Origin of the sequence: Moorella mulderi DSM 14980, from assembly GCF_001594015.1 — a bacterium.
Classification (GTDB): Bacteria; Bacillota; DSM-521; order Neomoorellales; family Neomoorellaceae; genus Neomoorella; species Neomoorella mulderi.
The window spans coordinates 19,320-37,254 of record NZ_LTBC01000015.1 but is presented as its reverse complement, the minus strand read 5'-3'; the positions used below and the strand labels follow the sequence as shown (position 1 = coordinate 37,254).

General features: G+C 59.6%; 20 protein-coding genes. All 20 read right to left on the bottom strand.

Annotated features, from left to right (window positions below; translation table 11 throughout):
• Positions 1–21 precede the first annotated feature (21 nt).
• The 20 genes from guaB to cbiD all read right to left on the bottom strand — a co-directional run bounded on the left by guaB (position 22) and on the right by cbiD (position 17,934).
• The gene (gene guaB, locus MOMUL_RS12940; RefSeq protein ID WP_062285500.1) at positions 22–1,470 is read right to left on the bottom strand and encodes an IMP dehydrogenase; all 1,449 of its coding nucleotides are present in this window, start codon (positions 1,468–1,470) and stop codon (positions 22–24) included.
• A 175-nt stretch (positions 1,471–1,645) separates the two neighbouring features.
• Positions 1,646–1,873, bottom strand: a complete 228-nt coding sequence (locus MOMUL_RS12935) for a hypothetical protein (protein WP_083476759.1) — start codon at positions 1,871–1,873, stop codon at positions 1,646–1,648.
• A 57-nt stretch (positions 1,874–1,930) separates the two neighbouring features.
• The gene (cobC, locus tag MOMUL_RS12930) at positions 1,931–2,575 is read right to left on the bottom strand and encodes an alpha-ribazole phosphatase (RefSeq protein WP_062285434.1); all 645 of its coding nucleotides are present in this window, start codon (positions 2,573–2,575) and stop codon (positions 1,931–1,933) included.
• Entirely contained in the window at positions 2,576–3,700 is a 1,125-nt protein-coding gene (gene cobD / locus MOMUL_RS12925) for a threonine-phosphate decarboxylase CobD (RefSeq protein ID WP_062285432.1), read from the bottom strand. It lies immediately after the preceding gene.
• A complete protein-coding gene (locus tag MOMUL_RS12920) occupies positions 3,661–4,572 on the bottom strand; it encodes a GHMP family kinase ATP-binding protein (RefSeq protein ID WP_062285430.1) in 912 nt (303 codons plus the stop codon). Before MOMUL_RS12920 ends, cobD begins: the two co-directional genes overlap by 40 nt.
• Before the next feature lie 13 nt (positions 4,573–4,585).
• Complete coding sequence (gene cobS, locus MOMUL_RS12915) at positions 4,586–5,353, bottom strand: adenosylcobinamide-GDP ribazoletransferase (protein WP_062285427.1); 768 nt, start codon at positions 5,351–5,353, stop codon at positions 4,586–4,588.
• Entirely contained in the window at positions 5,350–6,411 is a 1,062-nt protein-coding gene (cobT, locus tag MOMUL_RS12910; RefSeq protein WP_084785649.1) for a nicotinate-nucleotide--dimethylbenzimidazole phosphoribosyltransferase, read from the bottom strand. Before cobT ends, cobS begins: the two co-directional genes overlap by 4 nt.
• Complete coding sequence (locus tag MOMUL_RS12905; RefSeq protein ID WP_062285425.1) at positions 6,399–7,808, bottom strand: cobyrinic acid a,c-diamide synthase CobB; 1,410 nt, start codon at positions 7,806–7,808, stop codon at positions 6,399–6,401. The genes cobT and MOMUL_RS12905 overlap by 13 nt, the downstream gene beginning before the upstream one ends.
• A gap of 14 nt (positions 7,809–7,822) precedes the next feature.
• Positions 7,823–8,794, bottom strand: a complete 972-nt coding sequence (gene cbiB, locus MOMUL_RS12900) for an adenosylcobinamide-phosphate synthase CbiB (protein WP_236713113.1) — start codon at positions 8,792–8,794, stop codon at positions 7,823–7,825.
• Entirely contained in the window at positions 8,775–10,325 is a 1,551-nt protein-coding gene (locus tag MOMUL_RS12895; RefSeq protein ID WP_062285420.1) for a cobyric acid synthase, read from the bottom strand. The genes cbiB and MOMUL_RS12895 overlap by 20 nt, the downstream gene beginning before the upstream one ends.
• Positions 10,325–10,963, bottom strand: a complete 639-nt coding sequence (locus tag MOMUL_RS12890) for a precorrin-8X methylmutase (RefSeq protein ID WP_062285419.1) — start codon at positions 10,961–10,963, stop codon at positions 10,325–10,327. The genes MOMUL_RS12895 and MOMUL_RS12890 overlap by 1 nt, the downstream gene beginning before the upstream one ends.
• A complete protein-coding gene (locus tag MOMUL_RS12885) occupies positions 10,947–11,330 on the bottom strand; it encodes a sirohydrochlorin chelatase (RefSeq protein WP_062285416.1) in 384 nt (127 codons plus the stop codon). Before MOMUL_RS12885 ends, MOMUL_RS12890 begins: the two co-directional genes overlap by 17 nt.
• Before the next feature lie 13 nt (positions 11,331–11,343).
• Positions 11,344–12,102: a precorrin-6A reductase gene (cobK, locus tag MOMUL_RS12880; RefSeq protein ID WP_062285414.1), complete on the bottom strand. Its 759-nt coding sequence runs from the start codon at positions 12,100–12,102 to the stop codon at positions 11,344–11,346.
• Positions 12,099–12,824 (bottom strand): precorrin-3B C(17)-methyltransferase, encoded by a 726-nt coding sequence (cobJ, locus tag MOMUL_RS12875; protein ID WP_062285496.1) that lies wholly within the window; start codon positions 12,822–12,824, stop codon positions 12,099–12,101. The genes cobK and cobJ overlap by 4 nt, the downstream gene beginning before the upstream one ends.
• A complete protein-coding gene (locus tag MOMUL_RS12870; RefSeq protein ID WP_062285412.1) occupies positions 12,824–13,915 on the bottom strand; it encodes a cobalt-precorrin 5A hydrolase in 1,092 nt (363 codons plus the stop codon). The genes cobJ and MOMUL_RS12870 overlap by 1 nt, the downstream gene beginning before the upstream one ends.
• Complete coding sequence (gene cobM, locus MOMUL_RS12865; RefSeq protein WP_062285408.1) at positions 13,908–14,672, bottom strand: precorrin-4 C(11)-methyltransferase; 765 nt, start codon at positions 14,670–14,672, stop codon at positions 13,908–13,910. Before cobM ends, MOMUL_RS12870 begins: the two co-directional genes overlap by 8 nt.
• A 106-nt stretch (positions 14,673–14,778) precedes the next feature.
• Positions 14,779–15,501: a precorrin-2 C(20)-methyltransferase gene (gene cobI, locus MOMUL_RS12860; protein ID WP_062285494.1), complete on the bottom strand. Its 723-nt coding sequence runs from the start codon at positions 15,499–15,501 to the stop codon at positions 14,779–14,781.
• Between the two features lie 79 nt (positions 15,502–15,580).
• The gene (gene cbiT, locus MOMUL_RS12855) at positions 15,581–16,189 is read right to left on the bottom strand and encodes a precorrin-6Y C5,15-methyltransferase (decarboxylating) subunit CbiT (protein WP_062285405.1); all 609 of its coding nucleotides are present in this window, start codon (positions 16,187–16,189) and stop codon (positions 15,581–15,583) included.
• Complete coding sequence (cbiE, locus tag MOMUL_RS12850; RefSeq protein ID WP_062285403.1) at positions 16,176–16,826, bottom strand: precorrin-6y C5,15-methyltransferase (decarboxylating) subunit CbiE; 651 nt, start codon at positions 16,824–16,826, stop codon at positions 16,176–16,178. The genes cbiT and cbiE overlap by 14 nt, the downstream gene beginning before the upstream one ends.
• Positions 16,816–17,934, bottom strand: a complete 1,119-nt coding sequence (gene cbiD / locus MOMUL_RS12845) for a cobalt-precorrin-5B (C(1))-methyltransferase CbiD (RefSeq protein WP_062285401.1) — start codon at positions 17,932–17,934, stop codon at positions 16,816–16,818. The genes cbiE and cbiD overlap by 11 nt, the downstream gene beginning before the upstream one ends.
• Position 17,935 lies beyond the last annotated feature (1 nt).

Genomic DNA, 17,935 nt, shown 5'->3' with positions numbered 1-17,935 from the left:
TCTCCAAGTTATGCCCAGGCCTTAAATCCGGTAGTTGGGAGCCTCCTTGGTAATCATGACGTCGTGGGGATGGCTTTCCCTCAAGCCCGCCGGGGTAATGCGGATGAAGCGACCTTTAGCCTGCAACTCGGCAATATTCCTGGCACCGCAGTAACCCATACCGGCCCTCAGGCCCCCCACCAGCTGGAAGATGGTTTCTGCCACGGGGCCTTTATAGGGTACCCGGCCTTCAATGCCTTCCGGTACCAGCTTTTCCGCTTCTTCCTGGAAATAGCGGTCTTTGCTGCCCTCCTTCATGGCCGCCAGGGAACCCATACCGCGGTAACTCTTAAAACTGCGGCCCTGGAAGATTTCAATTTCCCCGGGGCTTTCTTCCGTCCCGGCCAGCAGGCTGCCGATCATGACCGTACTCGCCCCGGCAGCAAGGGCCTTGGTAACATCGCCGGAATATTTAATACCCCCGTCGGCAATCACCGGTACACCAAAGGGAGCTGCCGCCTGAGCACATTCGATAATGGCCGTGATCTGGGGCACGCCGATGCCGGCAATAACCCGGGTGGTACAAATGGAACCGGGGCCAACGCCCACCTTGACGGCGTCAACACCAGCCTCACACAGGGCCCGGGCCCCATCAGCTGTGGCCACATTACCGGCTATTAGTTCTACTGCTGGAAAGGCGGCCTTAATCCGGCGGACAGTCTCCAGCACACTCCTGGCCTGGCCATGGGCCGTGTCAACGACGATGGCGTCTACCCCGGCCCCTACCAGGGCTTCTACCCTGGTCATGGTATCGGCACCTGTTCCCACAGCTGCCGCTACCCTGAGGCGCCCCCTTTCATCCTTGGAGGCCAGGGGAAATTTACGGGTCTTCTCGATGTCCTTAATGGTGATTAACCCTTTCAGGTTGTAATCGTCATCGACCAGGGGCAGCTTTTCAATCTTGTGGCGGCGCAAGATAGCCATGGCCTCGCTTAAGGTAGTGCCCACCGGGGCCGTCACCAGGTTGTCTTTAGTCATGACTTCCCTGATGGGCCGGTCATAATTTTCCTCGAAGCGGATATCCCGGTTGGTAATGATACCCACCAGCTTGCCGTTAACCGTAATGGGTACGCCGGAAATGTGATAATGCTCCATTAAAGCTACGGCATCCCGTACCTTATGGTCCGGTGTCAGGGAAATGGGATCGGTGATGACCCCGTGTTCTGAGCGTTTAACCCGGTCAACTTCTTTGGCCTGGCGTTCAATGGACATGTTCTTATGGATAACCCCGATGCCGCCTTCCCGGGCCATACTGATGGCCATCCTGGCTTCGGTTACGGTGTCCATGGCGGCGCTTACCAGGGGGGTATTGAGGCGAATATGGCGGGTGAAATTGGAACTGATATCCACTTCCCGCGGTAAGACTTCCGAGGCACCCGGAACCAGCAGGACATCATCAAAGGTCAAGCCTTCCCCAATAATCTTATCCATTGTCAAGGTTAAGCCCCCTTAAATCAGGACCAAATTATTGCTTAATTATACCATAAGTCCGGCTGGCAGTACCAGCCTCCTGTCCGGTAAAACGTTGTCAGGTTACTCCTGATTCCAGCCTATTATATCTGAAATTAGTTCCCCGGGAAATATAAAAAATAGCCGGGAAACCCGGCTAATCCTGCCCCATAATGGAATGAATCCCGTAACGTTCAAAGTGGTCCCGCAGGCGAAAAATAACCTGGGAATCCACCCCGAATTCGGCTGCCAGTTCGGTATCGGAGCGGTTGGCAGCCAGGCCGGCCAGGAAGCGGTCAAAATCTATCCCGACCTCAGCAGCCATTTCCTTTAAGCCCGGCCGGGTGCTCCAGGGCGCTCGCGAGGGCTTGAAGGTAGGTTCCACGGCAAACACCTCCTGGAGGTAGTTTGCCTTAAAGGGTTTTCTTTTACCCTGGATTGATTATAAAATACCACTGCCGTCGGGCCCGCCCAGGGTTTCCAGGTGGTGGGTATCGTTTAAGAGCACCAGGATGTGCTTATCGTCATAACAATCGACAATACTGACCCCGGTATTGTCCAGGCGAAAGCGCCAGACAGCAGTTAAATCCAGTTCCAGGATGGCACAAATAAGGGTCCTGAGGCTGCCGCCGTGGGCGACCAGAAGGATGCTGCGCCCCTTTTCCTGCCGGACGATCCCGTTAAAGGCTTCCCAGACCCGCTCCTTGACCTGCTGGAAACTTTCACCACCAGGGACAATCCTGTTACCCGGATCCTGCCGCCATTCTTCCCACTCGCGGGGGAAACGCGCTATTATCTCCTGGTAGGTCAGGCCTTCCCAGGTGCCAAAGTTTATTTCCCGTAAACCCGTAACTGTATTCACTTCCAGTCCATGGGGAGCAGCAATGGTTGCCGCCGTTTCCCGGGCGCGGCTGAGATCGCTGCTGTAAACACCGTCCAGGGAGATATGGCGAAAACGCTCGCGCAACAATTCTGCCTGCCGCCGGCCTTTTGAACTCAAAGCCACATCCGAATGCCCCTGGTAGCGCCCCGAGTTGTTCCACTCCGTTTCACCATGGCGGACCAGGTAAACCCTTGTACCCTGCAATTAACTCTCCTCCACCGCTTTCTCTAAAGCTGCCAGCAGCTTCTGGTTGGCCCACCGCTCACGTACGGCCACGCGAAAATAGGCCGGCCCCAGGCCGGGGAAAGAAGAACAATCGCGAATTAAGATACGTTCCCGGGCCAGGTGTGCTGCCAGCTGGGGAACCGTCAGGCCGCTGGCGGTAATATCCGTCAGGATAAAATTAACTTCGGGATGATAGGGCCGGAATCCTGCCAGCCCCGCCAGCCCATGATAAAGATATTCTTTTTCCCGCCTGATTAATTCCCGCGTCGCCTCTAAATACTCCCTGTCGGCCAGGGCCACAGCACCGGCTATCTGGGCCAGGATATTGACACTCCAGGGGTCCCGCCGGGCTTCCAGCCTGGCTACCAGTTCCGGATGGCCCACACCACAGCCCAGGCGCAGTCCCGGTAGAGCAAAAATCTTGGTCAGGGAGCGTAAGGACAATAATCCCTCCCTGGCAGCCGCCCGGCTGCCCAGGGAAAGTTCCGGCCAGTTGGGAAGAAAATCGAGGAAGGATTCATCGACAAGGAGAAAAACGCCATACCTCTGGCACAAGTCAACTATTTCCTTTAAAACTGCTCTTTCCAGGAGCTGGCCCGTAGGGTTATTGGGGTTACATAAAAAGGCGAGATCTACTTGCGCCAGGTTTTGCCGCCAGCGGGCTATATCCAGGGCAAAGGAAGAAGCCGGGTCAAGTTCCAGCATCAGCACTTCGGCCCCGGCAACTAAAGCGGCGCGGCGATATTCGCTAAAGGTTGGCTCTGGGATAAGGACGCGGCGGGGCTTTAAAGCCTGGCAGATGAGATAGATCAATTCTGTCGCTCCATTGGCGGCTATAATGGCGGCCGCATCTACCTGCAGGTAATCAGCCAGGGCCTTTTTTAACTGCCGGCAGTAGGGATCGGGGTAACGCTGGATGGCCTGCAGGTTTTGCTGCAAGGTTTCGAGGACCCCGGCGGGCGGCCCCAGGGGGTTGATATTAGCACTGAAGTCGAGTATATCTTCCGGCTGCCAGCCGTATTTCTCTACCGCCCCCTGCCAGTCGCCGCCATGAACTGGCCTGGCTAGCTCCCTACCGCTGTTACCTGTTTGCCCATAAACCATGGTTCATCCCTGGCCTCCACTCCACCACCGGTCATGGTAGCCCGGATAAAATGTACATAAGGAAAGACTGCCCGGATTTTTCTTTCCAGTTCGTGGATATCCACTTCTCCAGGTCGATAAAGGATACCCGCTACCGTACCGCTGTGGGCCGCATTTACCCCCAGGGCACCAAGGCTGGTAGCCAGCTCCAGCAGGGTTTCCAGTTCCGGTTTGTATAGAATTTCCTGGTTGGTCAGGGCACTTAAAGTAGCACCCCGGGCAATTAATTCCGCCCGGCCGCGGGCCAGTCCCTCCCGCACCAGGGCCACCGCCTGGCGGACAGCCCCTTCCCTGGCCTGGTTTAAAGTCATTAGATCCCGGCGCTGGTTAAAGAGGACGGTATCAACCGTCCCCCCCAGGTCGACGATTAAAATGGCCAGGGGCGGCGGTTCCCCCAAACTTTCCCAGAATTCGCCCCGGAGGTGATCAAAAAGGACAATGCCCGGCAGGAAGGTACCGTCACTCGGTTCAATGGCCAGGGCTATCCTTTTAATCTCTTCCAGGGATAGTTCTGCCCCCAGGGCTCTGGCCGTAGCTGCGGCTGCCGCAGCCACATCGGCCGTACTGCTGGCCAACCCCTTGCCCGGCGGCAGGGGGTTGTTTATGGCCAGCCGGGCGCCCCATTGCTTCTCTCCCAGCCGGGCCATGGCCAGGCGTACTGCCGCCAGGGCCTTGCTCTTTCCCGGGGGACCCTGAAGCCGGCCTCCTGGGATCAAAGTTACAGTCGCTTCGGCACTAATATTAATCGGGCAGGTAATGAGGAAATATTTACCGTCAACCATCCCCTGGACCAACTCGCCGCAGGCACCACGGGCCAGGGCTACTCCCCGCATGGCTTCCACCCCCTTACCACGGCCTGAAAAAATACGCTGCCAGGATAAAAACCTCGGTTATTTCGGCCAGGGCACCGTAGGTATCGCCGGTCAGGCCCCCGAGGAGCCGCCTGACCCAGCCGCACCAGCCCAGGGACACCAGGGCCACCAGCAGCAGGTAAACCAGGCCCGGTAGCCCCATAATTAACCAGCTCAGCAAGGCGGTTATGAGGGTAGCTATACTCAAGCTCCGGCGGCCCCTGCCGGCCTGGAAAAGGGTGCCAAGCCCTTCTTTACGGGCATAGGGGAAACAGGTCAGGGCCGGTACCATGGCCCAGCGGCTCAAGACAGGCATCAGCACCAGTAGTGGCGGTAGCGGCAGCCCGGCCAGCCAAAGGTGCCCGGGCGGCAGGGCCGTTAACAGGCTGTATTTTACCACCAGCAGGGTAACGACTGCCGTTACGCCGTGGGCACCCACATGGCTGTCTTTCATGATGGCCAGGATGCGTTCCCGCTCCCGGCCGGAAAAAAGGCCGTCCATGCTGTCGATAAAGCCATCCAGGTGCAAGCCGCCACTTAAGAAAACTGCCAGGGCCAGGACCAAGCCGGCCCTGGCGGTAGCAGGAACCAGGTAACTTAGCACCTGCCAGGCCCCGGCAAGGATTAACCCTAAGAGGAGCCCTACCAGGGGAAAAAAGGCTACACTCTGTTGAAAGGCAGCTGGGGAATTCTCCCCGTAACTTAAACGGATACGGGTTAAAAACTGGAGGGCTGTAAGGAAGGCATTTAGCTGGCCTTTCAACTGTCGAGCGCCCCTGAAACGCCGGCCTGGCTGAAGGTAGCCATCTCGTGGTAAATCTTAATGGCTGCCTCCACCATGGTCATCCCCAGGGCGGCTCCGGTACCCTCGCCCAGGCGCATCTGCATGGTCAGCATGGGCTTCAGACCCAGGAGTTCCAGGGTAGCAGCATGCCCGGGTTCTTCGGAAAGATGGGAGGCCAGGATGTATGCTTTGGCTCCCGGTGCCAGGCGGGTGGCCACCAGGGCGGCAGCCCCGGAAATAAAGCCATCGATAAGTACCGGTACCCGGCTGGCTGCCCCGGCCAGGATTACCCCGGCCATACCGGCAATCTCCATCCCCCCTACCTTGGCCAGGACATCTAGGGGATCTTCAGGGTTGGGACGATTTACTTCCAGCCCCTGGCGAATGGCATTAATCTTTAGCTGCAGGCGTTGATCATCAATTCCCGTCCCCCGGCCGGTAATTTTCTCTACCGGCAGGCCGCTGAAGGCGGCCAGGATGGCCGTACTGGGGGTAGTGTTGCCGATGCCCATCTCACCAATGCCCAGCAATTCGCTACCGGCGGCAATTTTCTCATTGGCAACCTCGATGCCTACTTCCAGGGCGGCAATGGCCTGCTCCCTGGTCATGGCCGGCCCCCGAGCCAGGTTGGCCGTGCCCGCAGCTACTTTTCTTTTCAGTAAACCCGGGAGGTCCGGCAGTTCCGCAGCCACGCCAATATCCACCAGGACCAGTTCTGCCCCGGCATGGCGGGCCAGGACGTTAATGGCCGCCCCGCCGCTGGCAAAGTTCAGCACCATCTGGGGTGTAACTTCCTGGGGGAAAGCGCTGACTCCCTCAGCTACTACACCATGGTCCCCGGCCATGAGGATATGGGTCTTGCGGGATAACCGGCGCGGCACTTCCCCTTTAATCCCGGCCAGCTGCCGGGCAATTGTTTCCAGAGTCCCCAGGCTTCCCGGTGGTTTGGTGAGATCGTCGAGGTGGGCCTGGGCCCTGGCCATGGCCTCTTCATCCAGGGGTTTAATGGCGGCCAGGGTCTGGTTTAATAATTGCACGAAGAATTCCTCCTCCGCTGGGTTCTGTATCTCCGGCAGGCTGCCAGGAAATTTAACGCGGCCTGCTGGTTGCCCAGGAAATGTAAATGTAAATAAGAAGCCAGTAGCCTGAGGGTAGCGTAGCCTTCATGGTACTCGCCGCCCCTGGCGTACCAGGTATAGGCAGGGGGGAAGTCTCCTGCCATGCCGGTCAGCAGCGAATAGTGGAACTCGTGTCCCCGGACTGGATCTCCTTTCTTACCCAGGAGGTTATCCTGGTATAAGGTGGCTTCCCGGTAGCCCAGGCCGGCGAGTTTGGTCTGCATCTGGCAGTCGGCCGGGACTATCCCGGCTAGTTTCCAGGTCCGGCCCTCCAGGTCGGTTATCCGCCGGGTCAAGTACATGAGGCCGCCACACTCGGCATAAACCGGCATGCCCCCAGCTACCCTCCGGCGCAGGTCGGTAAGCATAGGCTGGTTGCCTGCCAGGGGCTCCAGGAAGATTTCCGGAAAGCCGCCGCCGATAATCACCCCGGCTGCTTCCCCCGGCAGCGCGGTATCGTGTAAAGGACTGAAGGGTATGAGCTCGGCTCCCAGGGCTGTTAAATAATCCAGAGCATCCTGGTAGTAAAAGCTGAAGGCCTCATCCCTGGCGACGGCCACCGGCACCGGCCCGCCGGCCTGCAGGGCTGCCGAGGCAAAGCTCTGGCTCCCGCCGGCCGGTAGGGGGCCGGCCTTTGTGGCCAGGGAAACAACCTCTTCCAGGTTGATACCTGCAGCCACGGCAGCAGCCAGCTCTTTTAAAACCGCTTTTAATCCCTGTTGCTCTCCGGCCGGGATCAGCCCCAGGTGCCGGGAGGGCAGGGCCGGTAAAGCCCCCCTTTGAAGCCAGCCAACCACCGCTATGCCGGTATAATCTTCAATGGCCCGGCGGAGCAGTTGCAGGTGGCTTTCATTGCTGACCCGGTTGAGGATCACCCCGGCCAGGTGTACCCCGGGATCGAAGGCCCGGTAACCCAGGACTTCGGCAGCTACACTCTGGCCCAGGGAGGTTGCGTCCACAACCAGGAGGACCGGTGCTGCCAGCAGGCGAGCTATGGCGGCCGTACTACCGCTGCCGCTACTCCTGTGGCCGTCATGAAGGCCCATGACACCCTCAATAATGGTTATATCAGCCCCGGCAGCAGCCCGGGTAAATGCCTCCAGGACGTTTTCCCGGGACATTAAAAAGGTGTCCAGGTTGCGGGAAGGCCTGCCGGTGGCCAGGGTATGGTAGCTGGGATCGATGTAGTCGGGACCAACTTTAAAACCCTGGACCTTGAAGCCCCTGGCAGCCAGGGCAGCCATTAAACCGGTGGCGATACTCGTTTTGCCAACTCCGCTGCGGGTGCCGGCAATAACAATCCGCTTGTGGCTCATGCAGGTGCTCCTTTTTAATACCAGTTCCCCTTAAGGGCCAGGATTAATCCGCCAGCCAGGGCAGCTATTACCGTTGCTCCAACCATGAGGTAAACAGCCTGCCAGATATGTTCCTTCCTCAAGCCCTGCCGGGCTTCACCGATCAAGGGGCGCCGGGAAGGTATCCCCTGGTAGTAATTGAGGCCTCCGAGCTGCACCCCCAGGGCACCGGCTACCGCTGCCTCCGGGAAACCGCTGTTGGGGCTGGGGTGCCTGCGGGCATCGCGCAGCATAATCGTCCAGGCCCGCCAGCCATAGCCCAACAGGGCGGCCGCCACGCATAAGGCTATTCCCGTTAGCCTGGCGGGAAGATAATTGGCCAGATCGTCCAGCCGGGCCGCCGCCCGGCCGAAAAAAAGGTAACGGTCGTTTTTGTAACCCAGCATGGAATCCAGGGTGTTAACGGCCCGGTAGGCCATGGCCAGGGGCACCCCGCCCAGGAAAAAATAGAAAAGGGGAGCAATAACGCCGTCGCTGGTATTCTCGGCTACAGTTTCTACCGTCGCCCGGACCACTTCTCCTTCCGAAAGGTTAGCTGTATCCCGGCCGACAATGTAACCCACCTGCTGCCTGGCCCGCAGCAAGTCACCTACCGCCAGGGAATGACCAATCCCTAAGGCCGCTCCGGCCAGGCCCCGGGGGGCAATGGTTGTAGCCAGCAGCCACCCGGCCAGCAATACCTCCACCCAGTAATTAATCCGGCTGGCTACTGCCAGCAACCCCCAGGTGATGGTCCAGCTGGCCCCAACTATGCAAATGACTATCATACCACCCATTGCTAACAGGTAACCCCGGGAAGCATTTGGCCGCCAGAAAAGTTTTTCCAAAGCACCAATACCCGCCCCCATGACCCGGGTCGGGTGCGGGAGCCAGGGCGGGTCCCCCACCGCCAGGTCCAGGAGCAAGGCCAGGACCAGCAAAAGGACGCTAGGCCCCAAGGCCGTCACCCGCCAGGGGGCGATCCAGCCCCATAATCGCCGCCAGGCGTTTTAGATCTAAGTGCCTGGCTACCACCGTGGCCAGGGCATCAAAACGGCGCTCCTGGTCAGCGGCAAAGTCCAGGCCGCTCTCCCTGGCTGGCAGGCCGCGCCTGGCCCTTAAGGCGGCCAGTACCTGGTGGCGGAAGGGATCGTTATCCCAGATACCATGGATATAAGTACCCCAGATAAGTCCATCAGGGCTTAGAGCCCCGTCGTCAATGTCGACCGGGTTATTCCCGCGCCGGGTAATTTTAAAGGCCGGCTGGCCTTCTACCAGGTAACTGGCCCCCATATGAATCTCGTACCCTTTTACTTCCAGGCCCTGCAAAGGTCCCAGGAAGGGCCCCGTACCCGTTACCCGTCCCTGCACCAGGTTGGTGGCCTTGGTTGGTTGAAATACCGTCCGCACCGGTAAGAGGCCCAGCCCGGCGATGCCGTCGCGGTCTGTCTCCACATGGCCGGGGTCGGCAATCTCCCGGCCCAGCATCTGGTAGCCGCCACAAATGCCGACCACCGGGGTCCCCCTGCCCACCAGGTCTTTGATGGCCTCCTCCAGGCCTCGCTGCCGCAGCCATAAAAGGTCGCCTATAGTATTTTTACTGCCCGGCAGGATGATGAGATCCGGTTGTCCGAGGGCTTCTTTATCCTCTATATAGCGCAGGTTAACGCCGTCTTCCCGTTCCAGGGCATCAAAGTCGGTAAAGTTGGCAATACACGGGAGTTTAATTACGGCTATTTCCACCTCACCGGCAGCCGTAGGCCGGCCAGCTGCCTGCTCCAGGACCACGGAATCTTCTTCCGGCAGGCCGTGGGCCAGAAAGGGTATAACCCCCAGGACCGGCTTGCCGGTTTTCCTTTCCAGAAAATCCAGGGCTGGTTGCAGCAAATCCAGGTCACCCCGGAATTTGTTAATAATCAACCCGGCTACCAGTTCCCTCTCGTCGGGGTCGAGGAGTTCCAGGGTCCCGACAATGGCCGCCAGGGCGCCGCCGCGGTCAATATCGGCCACCAGGAGCACCGGGGCCCCGGCCATTTTGGCTACCCGCATATTGGCTATTTCCCGGGCTTTAAGATTGACCTCGGCCGGGCTGCCGGCGCCTTCAATGACAATAACCTCAAATTCCCTGGCCAGGGTGGCGTAAGCCGCCTCTACATGTTGCCAGAGCTCCTGGTTAAAGTGACCATGATATTCCCTGGCCCCCAGGTTGCCTACCGGCCTTCCCAGGAGGATTACCTGGGAGCGGGCGTGGGCCGTGGGTTTAAGCAAGACCGGGTTCATTTCCACCCGCGGCTGCACCCCGGCAGCATATGCCTGTACCAGCTGGGCGCGCCCCATTTCGCCACCGTCCGGAGTAGCGCCGGAGTTAAGGGCCATGTTCTGGGATTTAAAGGGAGCAACCCGGTAACCGGCCCGGTAAAAAATCCGGCACAGGGCTGCCGCCAGGACACTCTTGCCGACATTGGAACTGGTTCCCTGGAGCATAATTGCCCTGGCCATTAATTGTCACCTTCCCCCTCCCAGGCCAGGTGCAGCAGGGCATTGACAGCAGCAACCGCCACTGTGCTCCCACCCCTGGTTCCCCGGACGGTAACAAAGGGTATGCCGGCTGTTTCCAGGGCTGCTTTGGCTTCCGCCGCTCCCACAAAACCCACGGGAGTGCCGATTATGGCTGCCGGCGCTGCCAGGCCGGCGGCCATTAACTCCAGCAGGCGAAAAAGGGCCGTGGGGGCATTGCCTATGGCCACAAGGGCTCCCGCCATCCGGGGCGCCAGGTATTCCATGGCCACCATGGCCCTGGTCACCCCCCGGGCTGCAGCTGCGTTGATGACCTCTTTTTCCCGGATGGCACATATTACCCGGCCGCCGCCCCGGGCAAGCATCTGGCTGCTGATCCCCTGGCGTACCATTTCTATATCGGTGATAATATCCGCCCCCTGGCGCAGGGCTGTCGTTGCTGCCTGGACCAGCCGGGGGTGAATGACTACCAGCCGGGCATAATCCAGGTCCCCGGTGGCATGGATGATCCTGGTTACAATGGCCCTTTCCCCGCGCCCCAGGCCCAAATCCCCCACCCGGGCAGCTATTATCTCCCGGCTATGGGCCTCAATGGCCCGGGGATCATGTATAAACGACACCGGGGGCCACCTCCTGGATACGTTCTACAATAACCTCGGCGATTCTACGGTCGGCACCGAGGTTGGTACCATAGATCAATTCAATGTCCGGAAAACGTTTCCTGGCTATCTCCAGTTGCTCGGGAATATCCCGCTGGACATGAAGGCCATTGCAGAAGAACATTGGTACGACAATAATTTTCTGCAGGCCTGCTTCGACCAGCATGGTTATCCCTTCCATGAGGTCCGGGTGGGTACGCATCATATAGCAGGGTTCTACCCGGATACCCCCCAGCAACTCCCTTACCTGGGCCGCCAGGAGCTTCAGGTGCTCATTGGCCTCCGGTATGCGGCTGCCATGGCCCAGTAAAATAATACCTGTGCCCATTATTACCCTCTCCTTATCTCCCCAGCGCTTCTCCCAGCAAAGGGATGATATCTTCCAGCGGCAAGCTGTCAGGCTCCGGCGGGCGACGGAGGACGACAACCGTTAGCCCCAGGTCCAGGGCGGCCTGGATTTTCTCGACCACCCCACCGGTGGTGCCGCTGTCCTTGGTTACAACTACATCGGCCTTGAACTGCCGGTAAAGGGCCTGGTTTAACTCATAACTGCAGGGGCCCTGGATGGCTACAATATCCCCCGGCCAGATACCCAGCTGGCGGCACCTGGCCAGGGAAGCCTCCTCCGGCAGTACCCGGACAACGAGCCTCTTGCCGGCCAGGGCCGGCGCGGTAGTAAAGTATTCCAGATGGCGGGTGCCGGTGGTTAGAAATATTACCTGTCCCCGGGAAGCCAGTTCCGCCGCTTCCTCTAAACTACCGGCCAGCAGCAGGTTCGGGTGGGAAGGCAATTTAACTTCCGGCCGGCGGTAACGGAAATAGGGCAACCCCAGGTTCTGGCAGGCCTGCCGGGCTGCACCGGTAATAGTGGTGGCAAAGGGATGGGTGGCATCAATAACTGCCCTGATGCCCTGGTCCTTTAAAAAGGCCAGCAAATCTTCTCCTCCCAGGGGCCCTTCCTGGACCGTATCGGCTCCGGCCTCCCTGGCCAGCCTGGCACCGTATGCCGTAACAGCGCTGGCTGCCACCCGGTAGCCTCCTGCCTTTAAAGTGCCGATAACCTCCCTGGCGTCAGCCGTACCGGCCAGTACCAGGATCACAGCCGGTACCCCCGGGGTGTCACCAGGCGTCCATCCAGCACCCTGGTCTGGCTGTTGCCAATGATGACCGTGCTGACCATATCTACCGGTAGTTCCAGGAAAGTGGCCAGGTCGCGGATCCAGGCTTCTTCTCCCTCCCGGCCGGCGTTCCGTACCACCCCTACCGGGGTAGATGGCTGGCGGTACTGAAGAACAATATCCCGGGCGCGGCGGAGGTGATCGGGACGACCGTGGCTGCGGGGATTGTACAGGACCAGGACGAAATCGGCCGCTGCTGCGAGCTCGAGGCGTCTGGCTATAACCTCCCAGGGGGTCAAACGGTCACTTAAGCTGATGACGGCAAAGTCATGCATCAGGGGCGCTCCCAGGGTAGCTGCCGCGGCAGTGGCTGCCGTCACCCCGGGAATAATGCTTACCGCTATTTCTTTCCCCCGGGGGTGTTCGGCCAGGACTTCCAGGATCAACCCGGCCATACCGTAGACACCGGGATCGCCGCTGGAAATAACGGCCACGCGGGCCCCGGCAGCCGCCCGGGCGACGGCTTCCCGGCACCGGGCTACTTCCCCCGTCATGCCGGTAACCACTACTTCCCGCCCGGCCACCAGGGAAGCTATTAAATCAATATAAGTGCGGTAACCGACTATTACTTCCGCCCGGGCCAGAGCCTGCCGGGCCCGGGGCGTCATTTCTTCCTCCCGGCCCGGCCCCAGGCCAATGACCATTATTTCGCCCGGGCCAGGGCTACAGTCACCCCCCGGTAACTCATTTTGGGCCATATTAATTCCCCCTCTCCTGCAGCCAGAATTGCCGCCGGCTCACAAACGCCGGGGATGCCAATGTACCGGTTAACCCTTTCCGAACGATGCAAATGGGGGTTACGTTCCATACAGGCCGCCAGCTGCCAGGGAGTAAAGGTAAGCAACTGGAGACCAAGGCGGCCGGCTGCCCTTTGCAGGCCCGGTTCCTCTCCCTTAAAATCAACGCTGGCCAGGGCTGCCAGGCTCCGGCGGCTGAGGCCCGCTTCCCGCAGGGCCAGGCCCAGGGCGTAGAGGATTGTCCCGGCAGGTACGCCGCGGCGGCAGCCGATACCGGCGCTGATCACCCGGGGCCGCCAGTAAACCCACCGGGGACCAGGCAGGGGCAAGCGACGCCAGGTAACCATGATCCCCGCCCTGCCTTCCCCTCCTGCGGGGCAGCCCGTGAGGAGACGGGGTCGCAAGGAAGGCAGGGCCTCCTCCAGGAACTTGAGTAAAGGCTTTTCTACCAGCAGCTCAACTGTCTCGCCATTGACCAGGGCCGCCATCACTTTGGTAAAGCCAGCTGCCGGCCAGACACTCATATTTAACTCCCGGGCCACCAGGTCCAGGGGTGGTAGCCCCTGTACTTCGCTGGCGGTGGTAACAACCGCCTGGCCACCCAGCAGAGAAGCTACTCTCCGGGCCAGTTCATTGGCCCCGCCCAGGTGGCCGGAGAGGAGGCTGATGGCGTATTTACCTCCCACGTCCACCACCACCACGGCCGGGTCTGCTTTTTTGGAAACAAGGTGGGGGCTCAAAGCCCGCACGGCAATACCGGCGGCCATGACCAGGATTAACCCACGGTACTGGTGAAAAATCTGCCCTAGGAATGGTGATAACGGCCCTGAATAGGACACTACTATGAGCTGGTCCCATATCTCAGGCCTTACCGAAGGAGCCAGGCCGGCCGGGATAAAGATAGTAGTCCCCTCTGATAAAGAGTGGGCCAGTTGCAGGGCCGTCTGTAAACCCGGCCGGGTCAGGGTGACAATGGCTATTCCCTGTCCTTTAGCCATGGGATGCCTTAGCCTCGCGGTAGCCATGGCTAAAGGCCGGGTCATACAGGCAGGAGCGCTGGTAGCTGCCGGCCAGGAAATCGCCAACCAGGAGCAGGGCCGTCCGGTCAATGCCCGCCTCCCTGCTTCTAGCGGCAATATCCCCCAGCGTACCATGGATAACCTTTTCTTCCGGCCAGGAGGCTTTATAGACTATGGCTGCCGGCGTATTTTCTCCATACCCCCGGGCCAGCTCGGCGGTTGCCGCCGCCAGGTCCTGGCTGCTAAGGAAAAGGCACAGGCTGGCGCGGTGGCGGCTCAAATCAGGCAGGCTTTCCCCTTCGGGTACCGGGGTCCGGCCGGCCCGCCGGGTGAGAATTAATGTCTGGCTTATCCCCGGCAGGGTAAATTCCCTCCTTACGGTGGCAGCTGCCGCCGCAAAGGAGCTGACGCCGGGCACTATCTCATAAGGTATTCCCAGCCTCTCCAGGGCGTCCATCTGCTCCTGGATAGCCCCGTACAGGGAAGGATCGCCCGTATGGAGGCGGACCACCTTTTCGCCTCTGGCCACAGCCTCCTGCATGATGGCCAGGACCTCTTCCAGGGTAAGGGAAGCGCTGTTATACAGCTTTGCTCCCGGTGGCGCATACTTTAAAATTTCCGGGTTAACCAGGGAGCCGGCATAGATAATGACCCCTGCTTCTTCTAAAAGACGGCGCCCCTTGACGGTAATTAACTCCGGGTCTCCCGGTCCGGCCCCGACAAAGTAAACCTTCATGCCTGCCCCGCTCCTCCCAAAATAGCGTTCTGCTAAAAATGGTGCCTTCTGGTGGGGACATATCCCCACCCATAATCGCCGCCGAAGCTTTTCTATCTCTTGTCTGTTAACAATCACCCTTGTTGGTGGTGCCTTTGACTATAATTAACGACAAATAATCCTGTTTCTTGCCCTTTTCGGCTACAAGGTCCTGGCTAAAGCTCTCCCCTGGCTGGCCGCAGCGGCTGGCCAGGAACGATTGCCCGGCTACGCCTGCCTCCTCCAGAACTGTAACGATGGCGTCATAATGGCGGGCGACTTTCATTAAGACTAGATTGGGGAAAAGGGAGAGGTATTCTTTTAATTTAGCCGGGTCCTTGAGGGCCGGGATGATGGCCAGGGGTTCGTCCCCTACCGCCAGGGGTACATTCAAACTGGCAGCAGCCGCAGCAAAGGAAGTGATCCCGGGAACGGTAACAATCTTTAAATCCGGGTTGAGTTTTTGTAAGCGTTGCATTAAGTAACTATAGGTGCTGTAAAGGGAAGCATCCCCCAGGGTCAGGAAGGCGATATCCTGGCCTGCTGAAAGGTTTTTCAAAAGTTCTGCCGCTGCTGCATCCCAGGAACGTTCCAGGTAAGCCCGGTCATGGGTCATAGGCATGAAAAGATTTAGTATTTTCTGCTCAGGCCGGAGAAAGGGCCGGACCACCTGCAGGGCCAGGCTTTCCTCGCCCCGCTGGGAAACCGGTACCGCCAGGACCGGTACCTGTTCTAAAATGGCTTTAGCCTTCAGGGTTAACAGGTCAGGGTCTCCCGGTCCAACCCCGAGGCCATAGAGGGTTCCACTCACCAAAAGCCTCCACTCCTTATCCCACCATGCCACCATTTGATGGTATTCAGTAATCAACCGCAATTATTAACCCGGTATACTACTGTCCATAATGTCCATCTTTCACCAGCTGCACTATATATACCGGATTCAGGGCGCGCCAGATGTGGTAACGGCCGGCCGGTTCCAGGCGGGCCAGGTTAGTTGCCAGGGCCTCTACCTGGTAACCCTGGTGATAGCCGAAAGCCAAGGCCGTACTCAAGGTTTCGACGGTTACTGCATTGAGGACGATAATGCCTCCCGGCCGCAAAGCTTCATGGCAGGTCCTTAAAATCTCTTCTAAGTGCCCACCGCTGCCCCCGATGAAAACCCGGTCCGGCGGCGGCAACCCCTCCAGGGCTGCCGGGGCCCTGCCGGCCACCACCTGGACATTATCCAGGCCAAAACGTTTTACATTCTCCCTGATAAGGGTACAGGCCTCCGGGTCTACCTCCACGGCCAGGACCTGTCCCGGAGCCACCAGCCTGGCCGCTTCAACGGCCAGGGTCCCGGTTCCAGAGCCAACATCATAAACGTTCATACCCGGACCCAACCGGGCTTTGGCCAGGGTAAGGATCCGGACTTCCTCTTTCGTCAGTGGAACCTGGCTGCGGCTAAAGTAATGGTCAGGTATCCCCGGCGTACTGTAGGGCCAGTTAATCCGGTTCATAACCGGCTATCACCACCCCCGGCCTGGTTAAGGGCTGCCGGGCCAGTTGGGCCGCCGTCAGCCAAATTGTTTGCTCCTGGTCGCTACCCAGGTCGGTACCCACCCACAACTTTATACCGGCCAGGCCGTGGTCGGACAGGTATTTACCTATAGCTGCCGGTGTGTTGGCCCCGCCGGTCAACATGGCCAGTTTCACCTTCCCGGCTGCCAGATCGGGCAGGTAGGGTTCCAGGTCCTCCAGGGAGCGCCCGTGGAAGCTTAAGAAAGTGGCTTCTTCCCAGCCTTGCTCCAAGCGGGCAAAGGCAAGCTGGACGGAACTGATGCCGGGGATAACGTTAATTTTTTCTCCGGGAAACTGGCGCTTGAGCCACGAGAGGAGGCTGTAAAAGCCTGGATCCCCCGATACCAGGATGGCCGCCGGGCGGTCGCGTATTTGTAACAGAAAGGAACGTAACCCTTCCAGGTCGCCCGTGATCACCCTTTTCTCGCGTTCTAAATCTTGAAAAAGGCTCAAAGCCCGGGGCCCGCCGATAAGGACTTCGGCCGCCGCCGCAGCCCGGCGGGCCGCCGGCGTCAGGTATTCCTGGTTGCCGGGTCCAACCCCGATGACGGTCAGCCACCGGCCTTCAGCTCCCATGACCCCACGCCTCCAGTATTTGCTGGGCCATCCCATCCCAGCCTATAATTTCTCCCTGCAGGTTGAGCATGACCGTGCCCACTGTGAGTTCTCCACGGACAAGGGTCTCCGACCGCTGGCTAGCCCGGGCCGCCAGGGAGTCCCAGAACTCCCTCCCCAGGCCCTGGTTGTCGATAATTTCCCGGGCGACCTCAACTGTAGTTACCTCTAAAAGCTGCCGGACTACTTCCCGGGATGCCCCCCGCGCCGCGGCCCAGGCGGCCAGGATTTCCTGGCGGGCATCGGCCAGGCGACTGTGGGTATAAAAGATACCTCCTGCCACCTTGATGAGCTTGCCGCCATGCCCCCACAGGAGCACCTGCTTCACCCCGCGCTCGGCGCAGGCCTCCAGCATGTAGCCAATAAAGTTGCTGGTTAAAACAATGGCCGTAGCCGGTAGATGATAGCGTTCCTCGGCCTGGCGTTGCCCCAGGCGGCCGGGTGTCAAGATCAGGGTTTCCCAGCCGGCAGCCAGGGCGACATCAATCTGGGGTACCAGGGAGGTACGGTAGGCCTCTTCGGACATGGGTTCGACAATGCCGGTAGTGCCCAGGATAGAAAGGCCGCCCTCAATCCCCAGGCGGGGATTGAGGGTCCGCCGGGCCAGTTCTTCGCCACCGGGGATACTGATCTCCAGTTCCAGGCCCTGGCCGGGCGGGGTTACATCGGCTACTGCAGCGGTAATCATTTGCCTGGGAACAGGGTTAATGGCTGGTTCCCCTGGAGGTATGGCCAGGCCGGGGCGGGTTACTGTCCCGACGCCAGCTCCGCCGCGTAAAGTCAATCCCCCGCCAGTTTTCCGGGCGCGGACATGGATGGCAGCCCCGTGGGTAACGTCAGGGTCATCACCGGCGTCTTTAAACACCACGGCTTCGGCCCAGTCCGGACCATGATGGACAGTAACCGGTAGAGTTACCTTTTCCCCCCGGGGCAGGGTAAGGGTAACCTCCCTCACCAGCTGCTTCTGCCATAAAGCCAGGGCCGCCGCCCTGGCTGCTGCTGCCGCGCAGGTACCTGTGGTATAACCCCGCCGTAATTCTCTCCCCAAGGTTTTTCCTCCAGGTAGCATT

Coding starts and splice junctions, on each gene's coding strand:
- MOMUL_RS12870 (WP_062285412.1), bottom strand. CDS start 13,915: ATGGCTAAAGGACAGGGAATAGCCATTGTCACCCTGACCCGGCCGGGT.
- cobM (WP_062285408.1), bottom strand. CDS start 14,672: ATGAAGGTTTACTTTGTCGGGGCCGGACCGGGAGACCCGGAGTTAATT.
- cbiD (WP_062285401.1), bottom strand. CDS start 17,934: ATGCTACCTGGAGGAAAAACCTTGGGGAGAGAATTACGGCGGGGTTAT.
- cbiE (WP_062285403.1), bottom strand. CDS start 16,826: ATGGGAGCTGAAGGCCGGTGGCTGACCGTCATCGGGGTTGGACCCGGC.
- MOMUL_RS12895 (WP_062285420.1), bottom strand. CDS start 10,325: ATGGCCAGGGCAATTATGCTCCAGGGAACCAGTTCCAATGTCGGCAAG.
- guaB (WP_062285500.1), bottom strand. CDS start 1,470: ATGGATAAGATTATTGGGGAAGGCTTGACCTTTGATGATGTCCTGCTG.
- cobD (WP_062285432.1), bottom strand. CDS start 3,700: ATGGTTTATGGGCAAACAGGTAACAGCGGTAGGGAGCTAGCCAGGCCA.
- MOMUL_RS12920 (WP_062285430.1), bottom strand. CDS start 4,572: ATGCGGGGAGTAGCCCTGGCCCGTGGTGCCTGCGGCGAGTTGGTCCAG.
- MOMUL_RS12905 (WP_062285425.1), bottom strand. CDS start 7,808: ATGAGCCACAAGCGGATTGTTATTGCCGGCACCCGCAGCGGAGTTGGC.
- cobJ (WP_062285496.1), bottom strand. CDS start 12,824: ATGGTCATTGGCCTGGGGCCGGGCCGGGAGGAAGAAATGACGCCCCGG.
- MOMUL_RS12885 (WP_062285416.1), bottom strand. CDS start 11,330: ATGGGCACAGGTATTATTTTACTGGGCCATGGCAGCCGCATACCGGAG.
- cbiT (WP_062285405.1), bottom strand. CDS start 16,189: ATGAACCGGATTAACTGGCCCTACAGTACGCCGGGGATACCTGACCAT.